Source organism: Mycobacterium sp. ABE4_509 (assembly GCF_056160785.1).
On record NZ_JBSWXU010000033.1, the window covers coordinates 1 to 16,123 of the forward strand.

At 66.4% G+C, this 16,123-nt stretch carries 16 protein-coding genes; 2 read left to right on the top strand and 14 right to left on the bottom strand.

The genetic code is table 11. The features are described from left to right. The 11 genes from ACXAID_RS09915 to ACXAID_RS09965 form a co-directional block, all read right to left on the bottom strand. The coding region (locus tag ACXAID_RS09915) for an MCE family protein (protein ID WP_475022033.1) at positions 1–1,207 on the bottom strand (1,207 nt) is incomplete at its 3' end. Further along, positions 1,192–2,220, bottom strand: a complete 1,029-nt coding sequence (locus tag ACXAID_RS09920; RefSeq protein ID WP_475022034.1) for an MCE family protein — start codon at positions 2,218–2,220, stop codon at positions 1,192–1,194. The genes ACXAID_RS09920 and ACXAID_RS09915, both read right to left, overlap by 16 nt. Positions 2,221–2,248: 28 nt before the next feature. Then, a complete protein-coding gene (locus tag ACXAID_RS09925) occupies positions 2,249–3,691 on the bottom strand; it encodes an MCE family protein (protein ID WP_475022035.1) in 1,443 nt (480 codons plus the stop codon). A gap of 2 nt (positions 3,692–3,693) precedes the next feature. Then, on the bottom strand, positions 3,694–4,548 hold the full coding sequence (locus tag ACXAID_RS09930; protein ID WP_475022036.1) for an ABC transporter permease: 855 nt from the start codon (positions 4,546–4,548) through the stop codon (positions 3,694–3,696). Next, a complete protein-coding gene (locus ACXAID_RS09935) occupies positions 4,545–5,297 on the bottom strand; it encodes an MlaE family ABC transporter permease (protein WP_475022037.1) in 753 nt (250 codons plus the stop codon). The genes ACXAID_RS09930 and ACXAID_RS09935 overlap by 4 nt, the downstream gene beginning before the upstream one ends. A gap of 267 nt (positions 5,298–5,564) precedes the next feature. Beyond that, positions 5,565–6,374 carry an enoyl-CoA hydratase/isomerase family protein gene (locus tag ACXAID_RS09940; protein ID WP_475022038.1) on the bottom strand — a complete coding sequence of 270 codons (810 nt, stop codon included), beginning with the start codon at positions 6,372–6,374 and terminating at the stop codon, positions 5,565–5,567. Positions 6,375–6,396: 22 nt separating this feature from the next. Next, the gene (locus ACXAID_RS09945) at positions 6,397–7,329 is read right to left on the bottom strand and encodes a VOC family protein (protein WP_475022039.1); all 933 of its coding nucleotides are present in this window, start codon (positions 7,327–7,329) and stop codon (positions 6,397–6,399) included. Positions 7,330–7,367: 38 nt separating this feature from the next. After that, positions 7,368–8,549 carry an acyl-CoA dehydrogenase family protein gene (locus ACXAID_RS09950; protein WP_475022040.1) on the bottom strand — a complete coding sequence of 394 codons (1,182 nt, stop codon included), beginning with the start codon at positions 8,547–8,549 and terminating at the stop codon, positions 7,368–7,370. A 31-nt stretch (positions 8,550–8,580) separates the two neighbouring features. Further along, the gene (locus ACXAID_RS09955; RefSeq protein ID WP_475022041.1) at positions 8,581–9,732 is read right to left on the bottom strand and encodes a 3-ketosteroid-9-alpha-monooxygenase, oxygenase component; all 1,152 of its coding nucleotides are present in this window, start codon (positions 9,730–9,732) and stop codon (positions 8,581–8,583) included. Between the two features lie 145 nt (positions 9,733–9,877). Beyond that, the gene (locus ACXAID_RS09960) at positions 9,878–10,711 is read right to left on the bottom strand and encodes an enoyl-CoA hydratase/isomerase family protein (RefSeq protein WP_475022042.1); all 834 of its coding nucleotides are present in this window, start codon (positions 10,709–10,711) and stop codon (positions 9,878–9,880) included. A 17-nt stretch (positions 10,712–10,728) separates the two neighbouring features. Next, a complete protein-coding gene (locus tag ACXAID_RS09965; RefSeq protein ID WP_475022043.1) occupies positions 10,729–11,919 on the bottom strand; it encodes an NADH:flavin oxidoreductase in 1,191 nt (396 codons plus the stop codon). A gap of 169 nt (positions 11,920–12,088) precedes the next feature. On the opposite strand from ACXAID_RS09965, the gene ACXAID_RS09970 reads away from it, so the two are divergent. After that, entirely contained in the window at positions 12,089–12,946 is an 858-nt protein-coding gene (locus ACXAID_RS09970) for an alpha/beta fold hydrolase (RefSeq protein ID WP_475022044.1), read from the top strand. A gap of 64 nt (positions 12,947–13,010) precedes the next feature. Further along, a complete protein-coding gene (locus tag ACXAID_RS09975) occupies positions 13,011–13,700 on the top strand; it encodes a PadR family transcriptional regulator (protein WP_475022045.1) in 690 nt (229 codons plus the stop codon). A gap of 4 nt (positions 13,701–13,704) precedes the next feature. On the opposite strand, the gene ACXAID_RS09980 is transcribed toward ACXAID_RS09975, so the two are convergent. From ACXAID_RS09980 to ACXAID_RS09990, 3 genes are read right to left on the bottom strand one after another with little or no spacing between them, the layout of a single operon-like run. Next, positions 13,705–15,288: an AMP-binding protein gene (locus ACXAID_RS09980; protein ID WP_475022046.1), complete on the bottom strand. Its 1,584-nt coding sequence runs from the start codon at positions 15,286–15,288 to the stop codon at positions 13,705–13,707. A gap of 56 nt (positions 15,289–15,344) precedes the next feature. Continuing rightward, positions 15,345–15,860, bottom strand: a complete 516-nt coding sequence (locus ACXAID_RS09985) for a flavin reductase family protein (protein WP_475022047.1) — start codon at positions 15,858–15,860, stop codon at positions 15,345–15,347. Further along, entirely contained in the window at positions 15,853–16,119 is a 267-nt protein-coding gene (locus ACXAID_RS09990) for a 2Fe-2S iron-sulfur cluster-binding protein (RefSeq protein WP_475022048.1), read from the bottom strand. The genes ACXAID_RS09985 and ACXAID_RS09990 overlap by 8 nt, the downstream gene beginning before the upstream one ends. Positions 16,120–16,123: the final 4 nt, after the last annotated feature.

Below are 16,123 nucleotides of genomic sequence, written 5' to 3' on the forward strand. Positions count from 1 at the left end.
GGGGCGGCCCGCCCGGCGGCGGCGCCGGCGGCGGTTCGCGGTACGGATAGCGCGGGTCGCCGGGCTTGCCGGTGATGGCGTCGGGCAGCGTCAACCTCGGCTCACCGCCCTGTCCCGTTCTGGGGAAGGGCACCGGCAGTGCCGGGGTCGCCCGCTGCCCCACCTGCGGGTCGGTCAGTTCCGAGGGCAGTTTCACGTTCGGGTCCAGACCGAGATCGGAGAAGGCCGCATCGATGAACGGCTGCAGGAACTGCCCCGGCAGCAGATTGGCCACATAGGCGTTGAAGAAGGGCCCCGACGAGACCGACTCGCCCAGCGACATCGCGAAGGAGTTCAGTCGGTGGATTGCGTCCTGCAGGCGCTCCTTGCGGTTGGCGACGATGGTCAGCACCTCGTTGACGCGCTCGAGCGCCGGCCCGAGTTGCTCGCGGTTGTCGGCCACGAATCCGGAGAGCTGTTCGGAGAGGCGGGTGACGTCACCGGCGATGCTGTCCAGTGCGTTGCTCTCGCTGCGCAGCTGTGACAGCAGCGACGTGGAATCGGCGATCAGCCCGACCACCGCATCGCTGCGGTCGGCGAGCACCCCGGTGGCGCGGTTGGCGTTGGCCAGCAGCGTGCGCAGCTGGTGGTCCCGGTCGTTGAGGGTCTGGGAGAACCGGGACAGGCTGCGTACGGCCGCCTGCAGGTCCGGCGGTGTCGTCGAGAAGGTCTGCGCCAGCGTGGCCAGCGACTCCGACATCTGCCCGGTGTCGACTCCCTCCACCGTGTCGGCGATGTCACCCAGCGCATCGGTGAGCTGATACGGCGACGTGGTGCGACTCAGCGGGATCGGCCCGGCAAGCTCGCCGTCGCCGCGCGGAATGACGTCGATGATCTTGGCGCCCATCAGGCTCTTCGTCCTGATCGCGGCCTCGGTGCCGGCGCCCAGGTGCACCGCGGGGTCGATATCGAAGGTGACGAGCACCCGTGATCCGTCGAGCCCCACGCGTGTCACGCTGCCCACCTCGAAACCCGAGACCTGAACCGCAGCCCCGGGGCGCAGCCCGCCGGCCTCTGCGAAGTACGCCGCGTACGTCCGGTCGTCGTTCAGCAGCGGCAGCCGGTGGAAGTTCAGTACCGCCAGGACCGTTGCCCCGGTCAGGGTGAGGCCGACGAGCCCGACGGCGACCTTGTTGCGTTCGGCGAAAGGCTTCACTTCGGCGCGCACCGCCCGGTGTCCTGGCCGGCCACTTTGACGTACACAGGTTGCCCGCCTTTCCCGTTGAGCTTGAGCACGACATCGCACAGGTAGAAGCTGAAGTAGTCGCCGTAGAGCCCCTGACGTGCCAGCAGCCGGTACTTGTCCGGCAGTTCGTTGAGAACCTTGTCGAAGTAGTCCTTGTCGTCGAGCACCTGGTTGGCGACGCGATCCGTCTGCGCCACCACCTCCTTGGCCGGTGGTCTGGCCTCGACAAACAGGTCGGCGACGGCATCGGCAGCGCTGTCGCTGTAGGCCAGCCCGGCGCTGAGTTCGCTCCCCCGCCCGGCCAGTTCGCCGACCAACCCGGCGAGCGAGGTGATGGAGGTGTCCAGTTGGTCGGTGCGCTCACCCAACGACCCCAGCACCACATTGAGATTCGTGATGACCTGTCCGATCAGTTCGTCGCGATTGGCCAGCGTCCCGGTGGCCTCCGCGATCTGGGCGAGAAACGAACTGATCGTGCCGCCCTCGCCCTGGAATGCCGAGATGAGCTGGCGGGTCAGCACATTGACCTGGTCGGGATCAAGCGCCCGGAACAGCGGCCGGAACCCCCCGGTCAGCGCGTCGAGGTCCAGCGCGGGCGCCGTCCTGGCCAGCGGGATCGTGCCGCCGGGCTGCAGCACGGTGCCGTCGCCGGCCCCCTCCTCGAGCGCCAGATAGCGACCGCCGACGAGATTGTCGTACCGGATCACCGCCCGGGTCGCGTCGGTGAGCACCACCGAGGGGTCCACGGCGAACTCGACGCTGACAGTCGTGTCGCGGTCCAGTTCGATACCGGAGACCTTGCCGACCTCGACCCCCGCGATGCGGACGAAGTTTCCGTTGGCAAGACCGCTGATGTTGCTGAACTGCGCCCGGTAAGTGCGTTCCTGCTGGAAACGCAGTTGGGCGAAGATCGCCACGAGCAACACGATTCCCGCCACGCAGACGGTGACGAAGATCGTCAGTCGCACGACGACGGGGCCGAGCCGTTGTCTCACGTCGGTACTCCTCGAGCTGGCAGGTCGATCAGGGTGCGGGGTCCGGGAGGTCCGGCGGTGGCGGGGCGCCGAGCACCGCGGGCGGTGACGGCGCCATCGTTCCGGGCGCGACGGGCGTCCCGGGTACGGGCACCGGCGGCGGAGCAGGTGGTGGCGGGATGCCCGGCCACAGTGGTTGCCCTCCGGGTCCGTACAGCTGTGCGCCGTAGGGCGGGGCGCCCGGGTAGGACACCGGCCCGGGAGCGGGGCCGGGCAGACACTGCCTGATGCTGGGGGGCTCGGGCACGGCCCGGGTCGCCGGCAGGTAGTTCGCGTAGCACGGGTGCCCGATACCGGGATTGGGCCTGATGTCGATTCCGGTTCCCCATCCGGTGTTGGTGACCAGTTGCCGCACCGGGAACGCCTTCGTCGCGTCGGGAAGCGATCCGCAGCTCGGTTTTCCGCCCGGCCCGCCCTTGGCGGCCACGATCGGCAGATGCTCGGGATAGGAGTAGGGGTCGTCGCCCATCAGGATGGCGGCGTCGGCGATGTAGGTGCGGCCGTTGCCGCCGATCGCGTCCCGGCCCCCGTTGTCCAGCCACCACTGTGCTCCCAGCAGCAGACACGTGTAGGTGGGGTCGTAGTGGCGCAGCAGCGCGGTCGTCGGCGCGGTCACGCTGACGGCGTCGACCAGGGCGCGCTGGTTGGTGGCCAGCAGGGTGGTACCGGCGTCGGCGAAGCCGATGGTGTTCAGCAGCAACGCATCCAGTGCCGAGCTGTGGTTGGTGATCGTCGCGGCGGTGGTGCTGGACGCATCCAGCACCGCCAGGATGTCCGGTGCCGCGGCCGCATAGATGTCGTTGACGTCGCGGAACGCCCGCCAGTTCTCGGCGATGACATCCTGACGCGGGTTGACGGCCGTGAGCACCTGGTTGGCGTCGGTGATCGCCCGCCCCATCCGCTCCCCCTCACCCCGGAACCCGTCGGCCAGGGCCGAGAGGACGGCGTTGAGTTTGGCCGGATCGATCTGATGCAACAGCTCGACGAGGTTCTCGAAGACGGTGTTCACCTCGGTCGTCACGTTCTGCGAGTGCAGGACCGCTCCTGCCGAGAGTCTCCGGGCGCTCGGCTCGGCCGGATAGACCAGATCGACGAACTTGGCCCCGAACACCGTGGTGGCCCGAATCTGCGCGCCGACGTTGGCCGGGATGTTCGGGAGCTGGTCCGGAGCGATCTCGAGTTCCAGGGTCACCGGATTCACATCGCTCGAGATCGATCCGACCCGACCGACCTGCACTCCGTTGAGCATCACCTTGGCGCCCGACTCCATCACCAGGCCGGCGCGATCGGAGGCGAGCCGCACCGGGACGTACGCGCTGAAGCGCCCCGTGTAGAGGCCGGCGGTGAGGCCGACGAGCGCGGTCAGGGTCAGGATCAGGATCAACGTCCACCAAGCTGGGTGCAGGCTGCGCTGCCCGGGTCGGGTTTCCATGTCTAGGAAGCCAGGTGGAAGTTGCCGGACTGGCCGTACACAGCCAGCGATACCAACAGGCTCACCGTCACCGCTGAGACCAGCGACGCGCGCACGGCCCGGCCGACGGCCTCACCGACACCAGCCGGCCCCCCTGATGCGGTGTAGCCGTAGTAGGTGTGCACGAGCATGATCACCACCGCCATCGCTATCGCCTGAACGAATGACCAGAGCAGGTCGGTGGGTATCAGAAACGTGTTGAAGTAGTGGTCATAGACTCCACTGGACTGTCCGTAGACGGCTGTCGTGCCGAACCGCGCCGCGAGGAAGGACATCAGCACGGCGATGCAGTACAGCGGGATCACCACGATGACCCCGGTGACCACACGTGTCGAAGCCAGGTAGGGCACGGTGCGAATGCCCATGACCTCCAACGCGTCGATCTCCTCGGCGATGCGCATGGCGCCGATCTGGGCGGTCGCCCCGGCGCCGATGGTCGCTGACAGAGCGATGCCCGCGGTCACCGGGGCGATGATGCGCACGTTCACGTAGGCCGAGATGAAACCCGTCAACGCCTCGACACCGATGCCCGCCAGCTGGTTGTAGCCCTGCACGGCGATCAGTGCGCCGGCCGACAAGGTCAGGAACCCCACCACCACGATCGTTCCGCCGATGAGCGCCAATGCCCCGGTGCCCAAGCTCATCTGGGCGATCAGCCGAACGACTTCAGTCTTGTACCGCAGGACGGCGAAGGCCGTCGACCGTAGCGCGTGCCCGTAGAACTGGGTCTGTCGTCCGATGCGGATCCACCCTGCGGCGAGGTTCTCGGCATGTCTGCGCAGCCACCACAGGGGCCGGTTCGGCGCGCGGGAGGTCACAGCAGTCCCCCGAACTGTACGGCGGTGATGATGAGGTTGATGACGTAGAGCGCGATGAAGGAGTAGACGACGGTCTCGTTGACGGCGTTGCCGACACCGGCCGGCCCGCCGCCGACCGAGATTCCCTTGTAGCAACCGATCAGGCTGGCCGCCAGACCGAACAGCCCCGCTTTCACCAGGGAGACCACCACATCGGTCAGCCCGGTGAGGAAGGTCAGGCCCGCGACGAACGCCCCCGGCGTCACGTGCTGGACATACACCGAGAACAGGAAGGAGCCCACCAGGGTGGCCAGGGACACGATTGCCGAGAGCAGGATCGCCACCAGGCCTCCGGCCAGAACTCTCGGTACGACCAGCGATTGGAGCGGATTGATGCCCAGCACCCTCAGGGCGTCGAGCTCCTCACGGATGGTGCGCGCCCCCAGATCAGCACAGATCGCGGTGGCCGCCGCACCCGCGACCACCAGAACCGTCACGATCGGGCCGAGCTGAGCCAGCGATATCCCCGCACCCGTACCGGCGAAGTCCGCCGCGCCGAAGTCGAACAGCAGGATGTTGAGCGTGAACGCCGCCAGCACGGTGAACGGGATGGCCAGCAGCAGCGCGGGTGCGATCGACACCCGCGCGATGAACCAGCTCTGCAGGAGAAACTCCCGCCAGGCGAAGGGCCGCTGGGGAATCAGAATCAGCGTGTCGAGGGCCATCGCATAGAAGTCACCCAACCCGCGCAGCGGCTTTGCGAGGTCCATCCGAGCGGACATCAGATGCCGGTCCGGTCAGCGTGGCAGCGGCGGTTCCCCATCGAACTCCTTGTACAACAGCCGAGTTGAGCATTTGGTCGCCAGTGGCGTCCGTCACGTTCGACGGTAGATGTAGCGCAACAGACTTCCCAGCCGCTGCCCGGTCAGCGGAACATACTCTGAGAAAGCGCTTTTCACATTCAGACAACACGGGCCCGGGCACGTGACGTGCCCGGGCCCGCGGTCTGCCGATCTGGGTGCCGACGCGTGAAGCTCTCAGCCCTCGCGGCTTCGGAACGCTGTCACGGTGCTGCTGAACTCCTCGGTGCCGAACGAGATGAACTCCTCGGCCAGGGCGTATTCCAGCACGCCCTGCGCCGCGCGCGCGAGGTGCATGTTCATCGCCTGTTTCGAGGTCTGGACGGCTTGGGCCGGCAGTCTCGCCAGCCGCTCGCCGAGTGCCAGCGCCTCGTCGAGCACCGCGTCGTCGCCGACGATGCGGTTGGCGAGGTTCAGCTTCTCGGCGACCGATGCGGTGATCCGGTCGCCGAGCAACACGTATTCCTTGGCCTTCATCATGCCGATCAACAGCGGCAGCATCGCGGTGCCACCGTCTCCTGCGGTCAGGCCCACCGGAACGTGGGGGTCAGCGAGATAGCTCGACTCGCCCATCACCAGAAGGTCGCTCAGCAGCGCGATCGAACAACCCAGCCCGACGGCCGGCCCGTTGACCGCCGACACCAGCGGTTTGCGAAACTCGATGACAGCCCGGAACAGCTCCCGCGCCTCGGCGAACTGGGCCCTGCGGCGCGCGAGGTCCGAGATCATCCGGGTGAACATCTCCATGTCGCCACCGGCCGAGAAAGCCCTTCCCCGACCGGTCATCACCACGGCGCGGACCTCGTCGTCCACCGCGAGCCGGCCCCAGACGTGGGCGAACCCGTGATGGAGATGCTCGTCGACCGCGTTGAACTGATCGGGGCGGTTCAGCCGCAGCACATGGACGTTGCCGACCTTCTCCACCAGCAGCGACGGTGCGAACTGTTCGTAGCCTTCCAGCGTGACGCATTCCGGGCTCACGGTCATGGCTGTCCCTTCACGTGGTCGTTCATTGCGGCCCGGGCCGCAGGGTGGCCAGCGGCTCGCTACCCGACCAGTCGTGGCCCCAATAGCTGTCCGCCGAGATCTCCTCGGCGCAGTAGTAGTCGCCGTCGACGGTCTGGCCTTCGGTCCCGAACTCGATGTCCCACCCTCCTGGTGCGCGGACGTAGAACGACACCATCTTGTCGTTGGTGTGTCTGCCCAGCGTCGAGGACACCGAAAATCCCTGGGCGATAACACGGTCCAGGGCCTGACCGACCGCGTCGAGGGTATCGACCTCGACCATGACATGGACCAGGCAGGGCGCGCCGAAGCCGGGTGTCGGGCACAGCGCCATGCTGTGGTGGCGCCCGTTGACGCCGAGGAATCGGACCCGCTGCGGCGGCACACCCTCCGGTGTGGGCAACCGGAACGCGCCGCGCGGGTAGAAGCCCAGCACCTCGGTGTAGAACTCGAAGCTGGCATCCATGTCCGTCACCGGCACGACGACGTGTCCGAGACCCAGGGCACCGGTGACGAATCGCGCCCCGAACGGCGTCACGACCGGCCGGTGATCGAGCAGCGGACCGTGGAAGGCCTCGATGAGCGTGCCGGCCGGATCGGTGAAGGACACCAACTCCTCGACCCGGCGTTCGTCGGCGTCGGCGCTCGAGCGCAGTTCGACCTCGGTTCCGTGTTTCTCGACGGCCGCCACCAGTCTGCGCAATGCGTTGCGATCGGCCACCTGCCATCCGACCGCCTGCACGCGGTCGACATCGCCGGTCACCGCGGTCAGCCTGGCCGGATGCTCGTCCATCCGCAGATACAGCGCTTCCGGATCGGGTCCGTCGCCCTCGGCGAACCCGAGGACGTCGAAGGCGAAGGTGCGCCAGCGGGCCAGCTCGGCGGTCTGGAACCGGATGTAGCCCAGCGAGCTCACCAGCGGTGTATCGGTCGACATCTCTCTCCCATCAATTCGGTGATGTCTCAGTGGCCCGGTCAGATCATGAATTTCATCTTGGGTGGCGGGTCCATGCCCAGCATCGACATCGTCGAGGCCTGGTAGACGTTGCCCGGCACGTGGATCACGTGGTTCAGTCCGGCGTGCGCGTCGCGCCAGTACCGCTGCACCGTGCCGCTCGAGCGGATCGCGTTGCCTCCCGAGCGGGCGAACAGTTCGTCGACGGCCGAGACCGCACGCCAGGCCGCGCGCACCTGGGTGCGGCGACCGGCAGCCCGCTGTTCGAAGTCGGGGGTACGCCCCGAGTCGACCAGCTCCCACATCCTGTCGGCGTTGGCGAGCAGTTCCTCACGGGCGCCCTGGATCTCGGCTGCCGACTCACCGATCGTGTACAGCAGGATCGGGTCTTCGCGGACCGCGGCCCCCATCGCGTCCGCCCGCGAACGCTGGTAGGCGACGGTCGCTGCCAGAGCGCCCTCGGCCGCACCGATCAACGCAGAGGTGATGCCCAGCGGGAAGACGTGCGACCACGGGAGGCGATAAAGAGTCTCACCGCAGCCGGCTTCGGCCTGGGCCCGGCCGTCGAGCACATGGTCGCCGTTCATCACCCGGTATCCGGGGATGAAGGCGTCCTTGACGATGATGTCCTTGGAGCCGGTTCCCCGCAGCCCGACGGTGTCCCACGAGTCGGCAACGATCTGGTAGTCGGACCTGGGCAGGATCACGTGCAGCATCGTCGGGGGTTGGGGCACCGAACCGTCACCGGCACCCTGCATCGCGCCCAGGATGACCCAGCGGCAGTGATCGGTGCCGGAGGAGAACTGCCACCGGCCGTTGAGCCGATAACCGTCGCCTTCCGGGACTGCGATGCCCTGGGGGGCGTACGGCGAGGCCACCCAGGTGTCATCGTCGTCGCCCCAGATCTCCTGACGGACCCGCGGGTCGGCGAAGCCGAGCTGCCAGGGATGAACCCCGACGACGCCGCTGACCCAACCGGCGGAGGGATTGATCGCCGCCAGGCCCATGATGGTCTCGGCGAATTCACGCGGTGACGCCTGCTGACCTCCGTAGCTGCTTGGTTGCAGCATCTTGATCATTCCGGCGTCCCGGATGGCCTTCGCCGTCGTGTCGGTCAGCCGGCAGAGCCGTTCCTCTTCGAGTGCGTCAAGTTCGAGTTGTTCGGCCGCACAGAGCAGTTTCTCGAGCACTGGTGTGGTCATCGCTGTGGTCTCCTCGTTGATTGCGACACAGCTACGGTGTCGTCGCCTTGTGTACGGCGGTCGCGCGAGCCATCTGTTCGTCCCAGCGCTCCTGCGCTGTGGCCAGGTCGACCTCGAACTCGAAACGGTTGACCATGTCCGGGGTCACGTCCTCGGCATCGACGTAGAACTGCTCGTACCAGCGCCTCAGCTGGTACACCGGGCCGTCCTCCTCGCACAGCAGCGGGTTGTCGACACGGGTCTTGTTGCGCCAGATCTCGACGTCCTGCATGAAAGCCGCACCGAGGCTGTCGGCGAATTGAGCTGCCATCTGGTCGGCGTCCTCATCGGACATCCCGTCCACCCGCCTGACGATCGCACCCCATTGCAGGACGAACGAAGTGGGCGACACCGGGTAGTGGCAGTTGATCAGCAGCCCCTCCGAGGCGACACCGCCGGCTGTCAGCGTCTGCCCGTTCACCATGAACGAGGGCCCGTAGTAGGTGGCCCAGGAATCCATCAGCAGACCTTCTTGGCCGTAGTTGGAATCCAGCTCGATGTCAGGGCGCCCGGTCGCCGACATGAACTGCGAGGCGATGTGCTTCTCGAAGACGTTCTTGAAGAACGTCGGTTTGACCAGGTGCACATAGAAGAAGTGCGCCATGTCCACGACGTTGTCGATCACCTCTCGACAGTTGCTCCCCTCGACCAGTAGCGAATTCCAGCTCCAGTCGGTCCATTCCGACGTCCCGTAACCGTCGAGTACCGGAATCGTCACGTCCTCGGGCGGCGGCTTGCGCTGTGGGTCGTTCCAGACGAACAACAGACCGTTGCGTTCCAGGGTCGGCCACGCCTGGGTTCGCGCCACTCGCGGAACACGGCGCGAGTAGGGAATGTTCGCGCAAGCCCCCGAAGGCCCCCAACGCCAGTCGTGGAACGGGCAAGCGACCGCGTCGCCCTTGATCGTGCCCTGGGCAAGGTTTCCACCCATGTGCCGGCAGTACGCGTCGAGCACGTTGAGCGCGCCGTCGGAGGACTCGAAGACCACCAGCGACGTTCCGAACGCGTCTATCTGGTGCGGCTTCCCGTCCCGAAACCCCCGGGCCAGACCCAGACAGTGCCAACCCCGCGCGAAGCGGGCTCGCTCCTCCCCGGAGTTGATGGTGCGGATGTCGTCGGAAGCGGTTTCTGTTCCGGTGCTCATACTGTGCGACGCCTCCCTTTCTGGGACGAGGTGCTCGGGGTGCGAGCGGCTGTTGTCGATGGTGCTCCGGCAGAAGCGGGAACTCCACCCCAGTTCCGCTCGGCGGGAGACTCATTGGTCGGGCGCATGTCGGCGCATCTGGCGATCATCGGCCGGAGAAGTTCGCAGGCCGTCTCTCACGCACCGCGGCCAGTCCCTCCAGGCAGTCGGCGCTCCCCGCGAGCCGCACGACTGCCCGCGACTCCGCGGCCAGCGCCTCGGTCACCGAGGAGGCGATGCCGTTCCACAGCAGGTTCTTGCATTCGGCGACCGCCTGTGGCGCCGCCCCGGCCAGCAGTTCTGCCAGTGAGTCCGCCTGGGCGCTCAGTTCACCGTCTGCCACGACCTGTGTGATCAGACCGATCCGCAGCGCCTCGGCCGCATCCAGGGTCGGATTGGTCAAGGTGATCTCGACGGCTTTGCGCAGGCCCACCAGCCGGGACAGGATCGCTGTCGTGCCGGCGTCGGGAATCATGCCGACCCGAACCGCCCCCGACATGAACTTCGCACTGTGCCCGGCGATCACGAAGTCACAGCTGCAGATCAGCCCCAGCCCGCCCCCACCGGCGGCGTGTCCGTGGACGGCCGCGATCACCGGCACATCGAGACCGATGAGCATCGCGGCTACCGATTGGAGCCAGGCCGAGACCTCCTTGATGTGGCTCGGCAGCCGGTCCGATTGGGACAGGAAGTCCTTGACGTCGCCGCCTGAACAGAAACTGCGGCCCGCACCGGTGATGACCACGGCTCTGATGTCGGCGTCGGAGTGGCAGCGCAGAACCGCCGCGTGCAGCGCACTGACCATGTCCAGATCCATGGCGTTCGCGGTCTCGGGGCGATTCAGCGTGATCCTGGCGATGCCAACGGTATCGACGGTCAGCAGCACCGGGCCTGGCGTGACAACCGCGGCGGTGTCCGGGAAGCCGGTATCGGGTCTCATGGGTTTTCCTTCATTCGTCAGCCGACCGGCAGCGGAGGTGTGGTGACCACACACCGGGTGCCGGTATAGATCGTCGCCATGCACTTGTTGCAGTGAATGCACTGCGACTCCGCGGACGGGTCAGCGCTGATCCGGTTGATCAAGTCCGGTTCGCGCAGTAGCGCCCTGGCCATCGCCACGTATTCGAACCCTTCGGCCATCGCTGTCGTCATCGACGCGTGATCGGTGACACCACCGAGCAGGACCAGCGGCATTGTCAGCTCCTTGCGGAAGCGACGAGCCTCGTCCAGCAGGAACAGATCCCGATAGGGATAGCTCTTCAGGAACGCCCGGCCGACCAGCTTGAGTCCCATGCGAACCACCGGCGACATGGCCTGGCCCCACTCCCTGATCGGGGCGTCGCCGCGAAACAGATACATCGGGTTGATCAGGGAACTGCCGGCGGTGAGTTCGAGTGCGTCGAGGGCCCCGTCCCGTTCGAGGGTCTTTGCCACCTCGAGGGCTTCCGGCGGCCGGAGGCCACCTGGCACCCCGTCGTCCATATTCAGCTTGGCGATCACGGCACACTCGCCGCCCACGGCATCCCGCACGGTGGCAGCAATCTCTCGTGCGATGCGCATCCGATTGGCCAGCGAACCACCGTAGTCGTCCCGGCGCCGATTGAGCAGCGGGCTCAGGAAGGAGCTGGTGAAGTAGTTGTGTCCGAAATGCAGTTCCACTGCGTCGAATCCGACGTCGACGGCCATGCGGGCCGCGCCACCGTGTGCCAGCCTGATGCGTTCGATGTCCGCCCTGGAGGCCGTGTGCACCGCGCGCAGGCTCAGCGGATTGACCGTCGCCGACGGGGCCACGGCACGGTAGCCGGTCAGCGCCTGGTTCCCGACTGCGCCGGCATGGCCGATCTGAGCTGACACCGCGGCCCCCTCGGCATGGACCGCGTCGGTCAGTCTGCGCAGCCCCGGCAGCGCTTCTGGGCGCAGCCAGATCTGCGCATCGTCGGTCCGGCCCTCCGGCGCGACGGCCAGGTAGGCCACCGTCGTCATTCCCACGCCCCCGGCGCTGACCTGACGGTGGTAGTCGATCAGCGCGTCGCTGACCACGGCGCCCGGTGTCATGCCTTCGAACGTGGCGGATTTGATGACGCGGTTGCGCAGGGATATCGGACCCAGCTGGGCCGGAGCCAGGACGTCGGGGGTGGACAGTGTCATCAACGGCTCCGTCCGTATCGTTTCGCCGGCAACGGCTGCACATATTCCGCCGTCGAGACTGTCTTCGGTTTTCCACCGCGACAACGGCCATTCCGGTCAGCGGAACGGTGAATGTCGTGTCTCAGCGGGGGCGGTAATGTCCGCACGGTTCCCGACAACGGAGTATCCAGTGACATCGTCGACCTCGGTCACCTTCGAAAGCACGAGCCGCCGAATAGAAGGTGAATACAGCCTGCATTATCACGAAGCAGGCGAAGGGCCGCCACTATTACTGCTGCACGGCTCCGGACCCGGAGTGAGTTCGTGGTCGAATTTCTCCGGAAACATCTCCACTTTCGCCCAGAGTTTCCGCACACTGTGTCTCGACATGCCGGGATTCGGCGACAGCCGTGCCGTCGCCTGGCGAGACGCCTACTCCCGGGTCGCGGCGGATGCGGTGCGCGCATTCCTCGACGAACTGGACCTCGGGGCGGTGGACATCATCGGGAATTCGATGGGCGGCAACGTCGCCGCCGAGTTCGCGCTCGCGCACCCCACCCGGGTACGCCGGCTGGTCCTGATGGGGCCCGGGGGCCTGGCGGTGAACACGCTCTCCCCGCCGGTCAGCGAAGGCGCTCGGCGCATGTTCGAGTTCCTTGCCGCGCCATCTCGGGCTGGCATGCGCGCCTGGGTGGACACCATGGTCAGCGATCCGAGCACGGCCACCGAAGAGCTGATCGACGAGCGAATGGCAAACGCCATGAAGCCCGGGGTCATCGAGACGACCGCGGCGATCTTCGCTACCTTCGGCGATCCCGCGCTGGACCGACTGCCGCCGTTGTGGGCACGCGCGAAGGATCTGCAGACGTCCACTCTCATCGTCTGGGGCCGAGACGACCGGATGCTGCCGTTCGAAGGGGGACTTTTCCCGTTTCGGCAACTGCCGAACGCCGAACTTCACGTGTTCGCACGCTGTGGCCATTGGGCGCAAATCGAATGCAAAGAAGAATTCGAACGCGTTACCATCGAGTTTCTGACCCGGCAATAATCCGTGCTTGTCACAATGGGGGGTGGCACTTCCCTCCGGCTGACACTGCTGTAATATTCCAGCAATGAGCGACGCAGGGGCTGAGGGTCGAAAATACCTGAAACTGAGCCCGAACGGCTGGATCGTACTGGGAATTGTTTCCTACAGTAATGAGGTCTCGGGGTATCAGGTCAAGAAATGGTCTGACTTCGGCCCGGGGTTCTTCTATCTGAGCCCATCATTCAGCCAGATCTATGCCGAGTTGAAAAGGCTCGAGGATTTGGGGTTGGTCACGTCCAGAGACGCCCTGCCCGACGATACGAACGCCCGGAACCGACGGCTCTACCGAATCACGGAGGCCGGTGAGCAGGCGCTGACCGACTGGTCGCGGCACGCACCCGTGGAGCGCCCGGTACTCAAGCAGCCCATGCTGATGCGGGTGATGCTGGCCCACCTCGGGGACCCTGTCGCGCTGAAGACCCAACTGCTGGACTACATCGACTGGGCGGATCTGCAGTCCAGACATGCGGCGCACTACGCGCAGTTCGCCGCCAACGACCCCTACTTCGCGTACGTGTGGATCGTGCTTCGTTGGGCCGAGAGATACTACGCATCGGAAAGCACTCTTGCCGGAGAGCTCCTCAAGGACATCGACCTGGCGGCCGGCCGCTTCGCCCGGCCCGACGAGAAACCCGAGTGGTTCGAGGCGCCGATGTTCTCGGACCGCAGTACCGGAGTTGCCGAGCCTCGCAACAGGACCGAGAGGTCGACCTGACCTCTCACCGGCTGCACAGTCGTTCTCGCAGTAGTTGTTTCTGCACCTTGCCGGTCGCTGTGCACGGCAGCACGTCGACCACCTCCACCCGCTCCGGGCACTTGTGCGCCGCCAGTCCCGCCGATTGCAGGAAGTCACCGAGCTCCCCGGTCGACGGCGGGGTGCCCGCCGGTCCGTGCAGCACCAGAAAGGCGGCCACCCGTTCACCCATCAGGGCATCGGGATAGCCGACCACCGCGACATCGTCGATCGCGCTGTGCGCACGCAAGTTCGTCTCGACCTCCAGCGCGCTGATGTTCTCCCCACCGCGGATGATGATGTCTTTCACTCTGCCCCGCACGGTGACCGATCCGTCCTCGCCGAACTGGACCAGATCACCGGTTCGGAAGTGGCCGTCGGCGGTGAACGCCTTGTCGTTCAGAGCGGCGTCGAGATAGCCGAGGAACAGTTCCGGCCCGCGTACGACGAGTTCACCCACCCCGTCCCGCTCGTTGATCAGGTATCCCTCGGATGGGTGAATCGGCAGTCCGTCGGTGCGCGAGCGGGTCGCCACCGATGTCGCCGGCCCCGATACACTGAATGTCGGCAATTCGCTCGAACCGTAGGTGCGGGTGACGATCGCGTCGAGGACCTCACACCCGTCCGCCACCAGATCCTCGGGCACATCCGCGCCCCCGCAGATGAACAACTGCAAACTCGACGCCTGCCGGCGTTGTCGGTACTCAGAGACCAGACCGCGCAGAAACGGTGTCGCGCCCAGGCTCACCCGGCAGCGGTCCCGCTCGATGATCTCGACGGCGGCCTCGGCGCTCCAGACGTCCAGCAGCGAGACACTCTCCCGCAGCAGCGTGGGCAGGTAGACCCCGTAGACGATGCCGATCAGATGTCCGATCGGAGACGCCATGAAGGTGCCGTCACCGGTACCGAGTCCGAATTCCCGGATGATCGAGCGCATCTCCCAGACCACCGTCTGATGACTGTGAAGCACTCCCTTGGGCTCGGAGGTCGTTCCCGATGTGTAGAGAAGCAGGCAGATGTCGGCCGGCCGGCCCCGTCGGTCCATCGGCCCGCCCTGCGCCGCCAGCTCCTCCAGGCCGACGAACCCCGGGGGCAGCTCCCCTTCCGGCCGTACAACCACGACCAGCGGCGGATCAGCGAGCTCGTCGAGCATGTCGGAAACCATCGCGACATAGTCGAAACCTCGGAACCGATGCGGAATGAACAGCGCCCGCGAGGCAGACTGCCGCACGATGAACGACAGCTCGGCGCGACGGTAGGTGCTGACCACGGGATTGACGACGCATCCAGCCCAACTGGCCGCGTGAACGGCGACGATCGCCTCGGGCCAGTTCGGCAGGAACACGGTCACCACATCGTGTTCACCCACACCCCGTGCATCCAATCCGGAGGCCAAGGTCGCCGCCGCAGAACGCAGTTCGTGGTAGGTGATGGGCTGGTCGTCGGTGTCGACTGCCGTCGACCCCGGATGTGCCGTCGCGGCGTCATCCAGGAACGACGAAAGGGTCCGGTCCTCCCAGAATCCGGCCCCGGCGTAGTCGACGTCGGAAGGCCTGGTGGGTACCAGCATGAGCACTCCTTGTGGATCGGTTCACGGCGATGTGGAAACGGCCCGACGCGGTCTGTTCAGGTGATCGCGCCTGCCCAGTCGGGTGCGCACTTGAAGGCACCGCGGTAGAACAGCAGCGGACCGCGCTGCGGGTTCGACCAGAACCCGGTGGGTTCGGCGACGACGATCGTGTGGTCGCCGACCTCGATCTCGTCGACGACGTCGGCTTCGATACGGGCCAACACGTGGAGCAGCGCCGGAGCCCCGTTGCCTGCCGGCTCCCAGGGCGTGCGGGCGAAGCGGTCCGCTGTCCTGTCGGCGAAGACCCGCGCGACCGATTCTTGGTCGCTGGCCAGGATGTTGATGCACAGCGCCGTTGCGGCCCGCAGCTGCGGCCAGGTCGTCGACGACCGGGCCGGAGCGAAGGCCACATAGGTGGGATCCAGCGACAGGGCGACCACCGACTGACAGGTGAAACCCCGGGGAACGCCGCCGGGCCGACCGGTGACGACCGCGACACCGGTGCCGAAGTGACCGAAAGCTTCCTTGATCTGCGCAGTGCTGAAGCGCCCCACCGGTGGATCCTCAGTCATCGTAGCTCACCGTGATGTCTTCGGATTCCGAAAGTGCCTGGCATGCGAGCACATAGCCATCTTCGATATCGATGGCGTCCAGGGCGCCTCCATCGACCATCGTGACTCGGCCGCGCTGCACCTTGCAGACGCATGCGCAGCACGACCCCTCGCGGCAGGAGTACGGGGCGTCGATGCCGGCCTCGATCAAGGCATCCAGGAGCCGGGTCCCCGCGGGCCAGGTGGCGTTGAACTCCCGGCCGTCGAGCCGAACCGTCACGGTA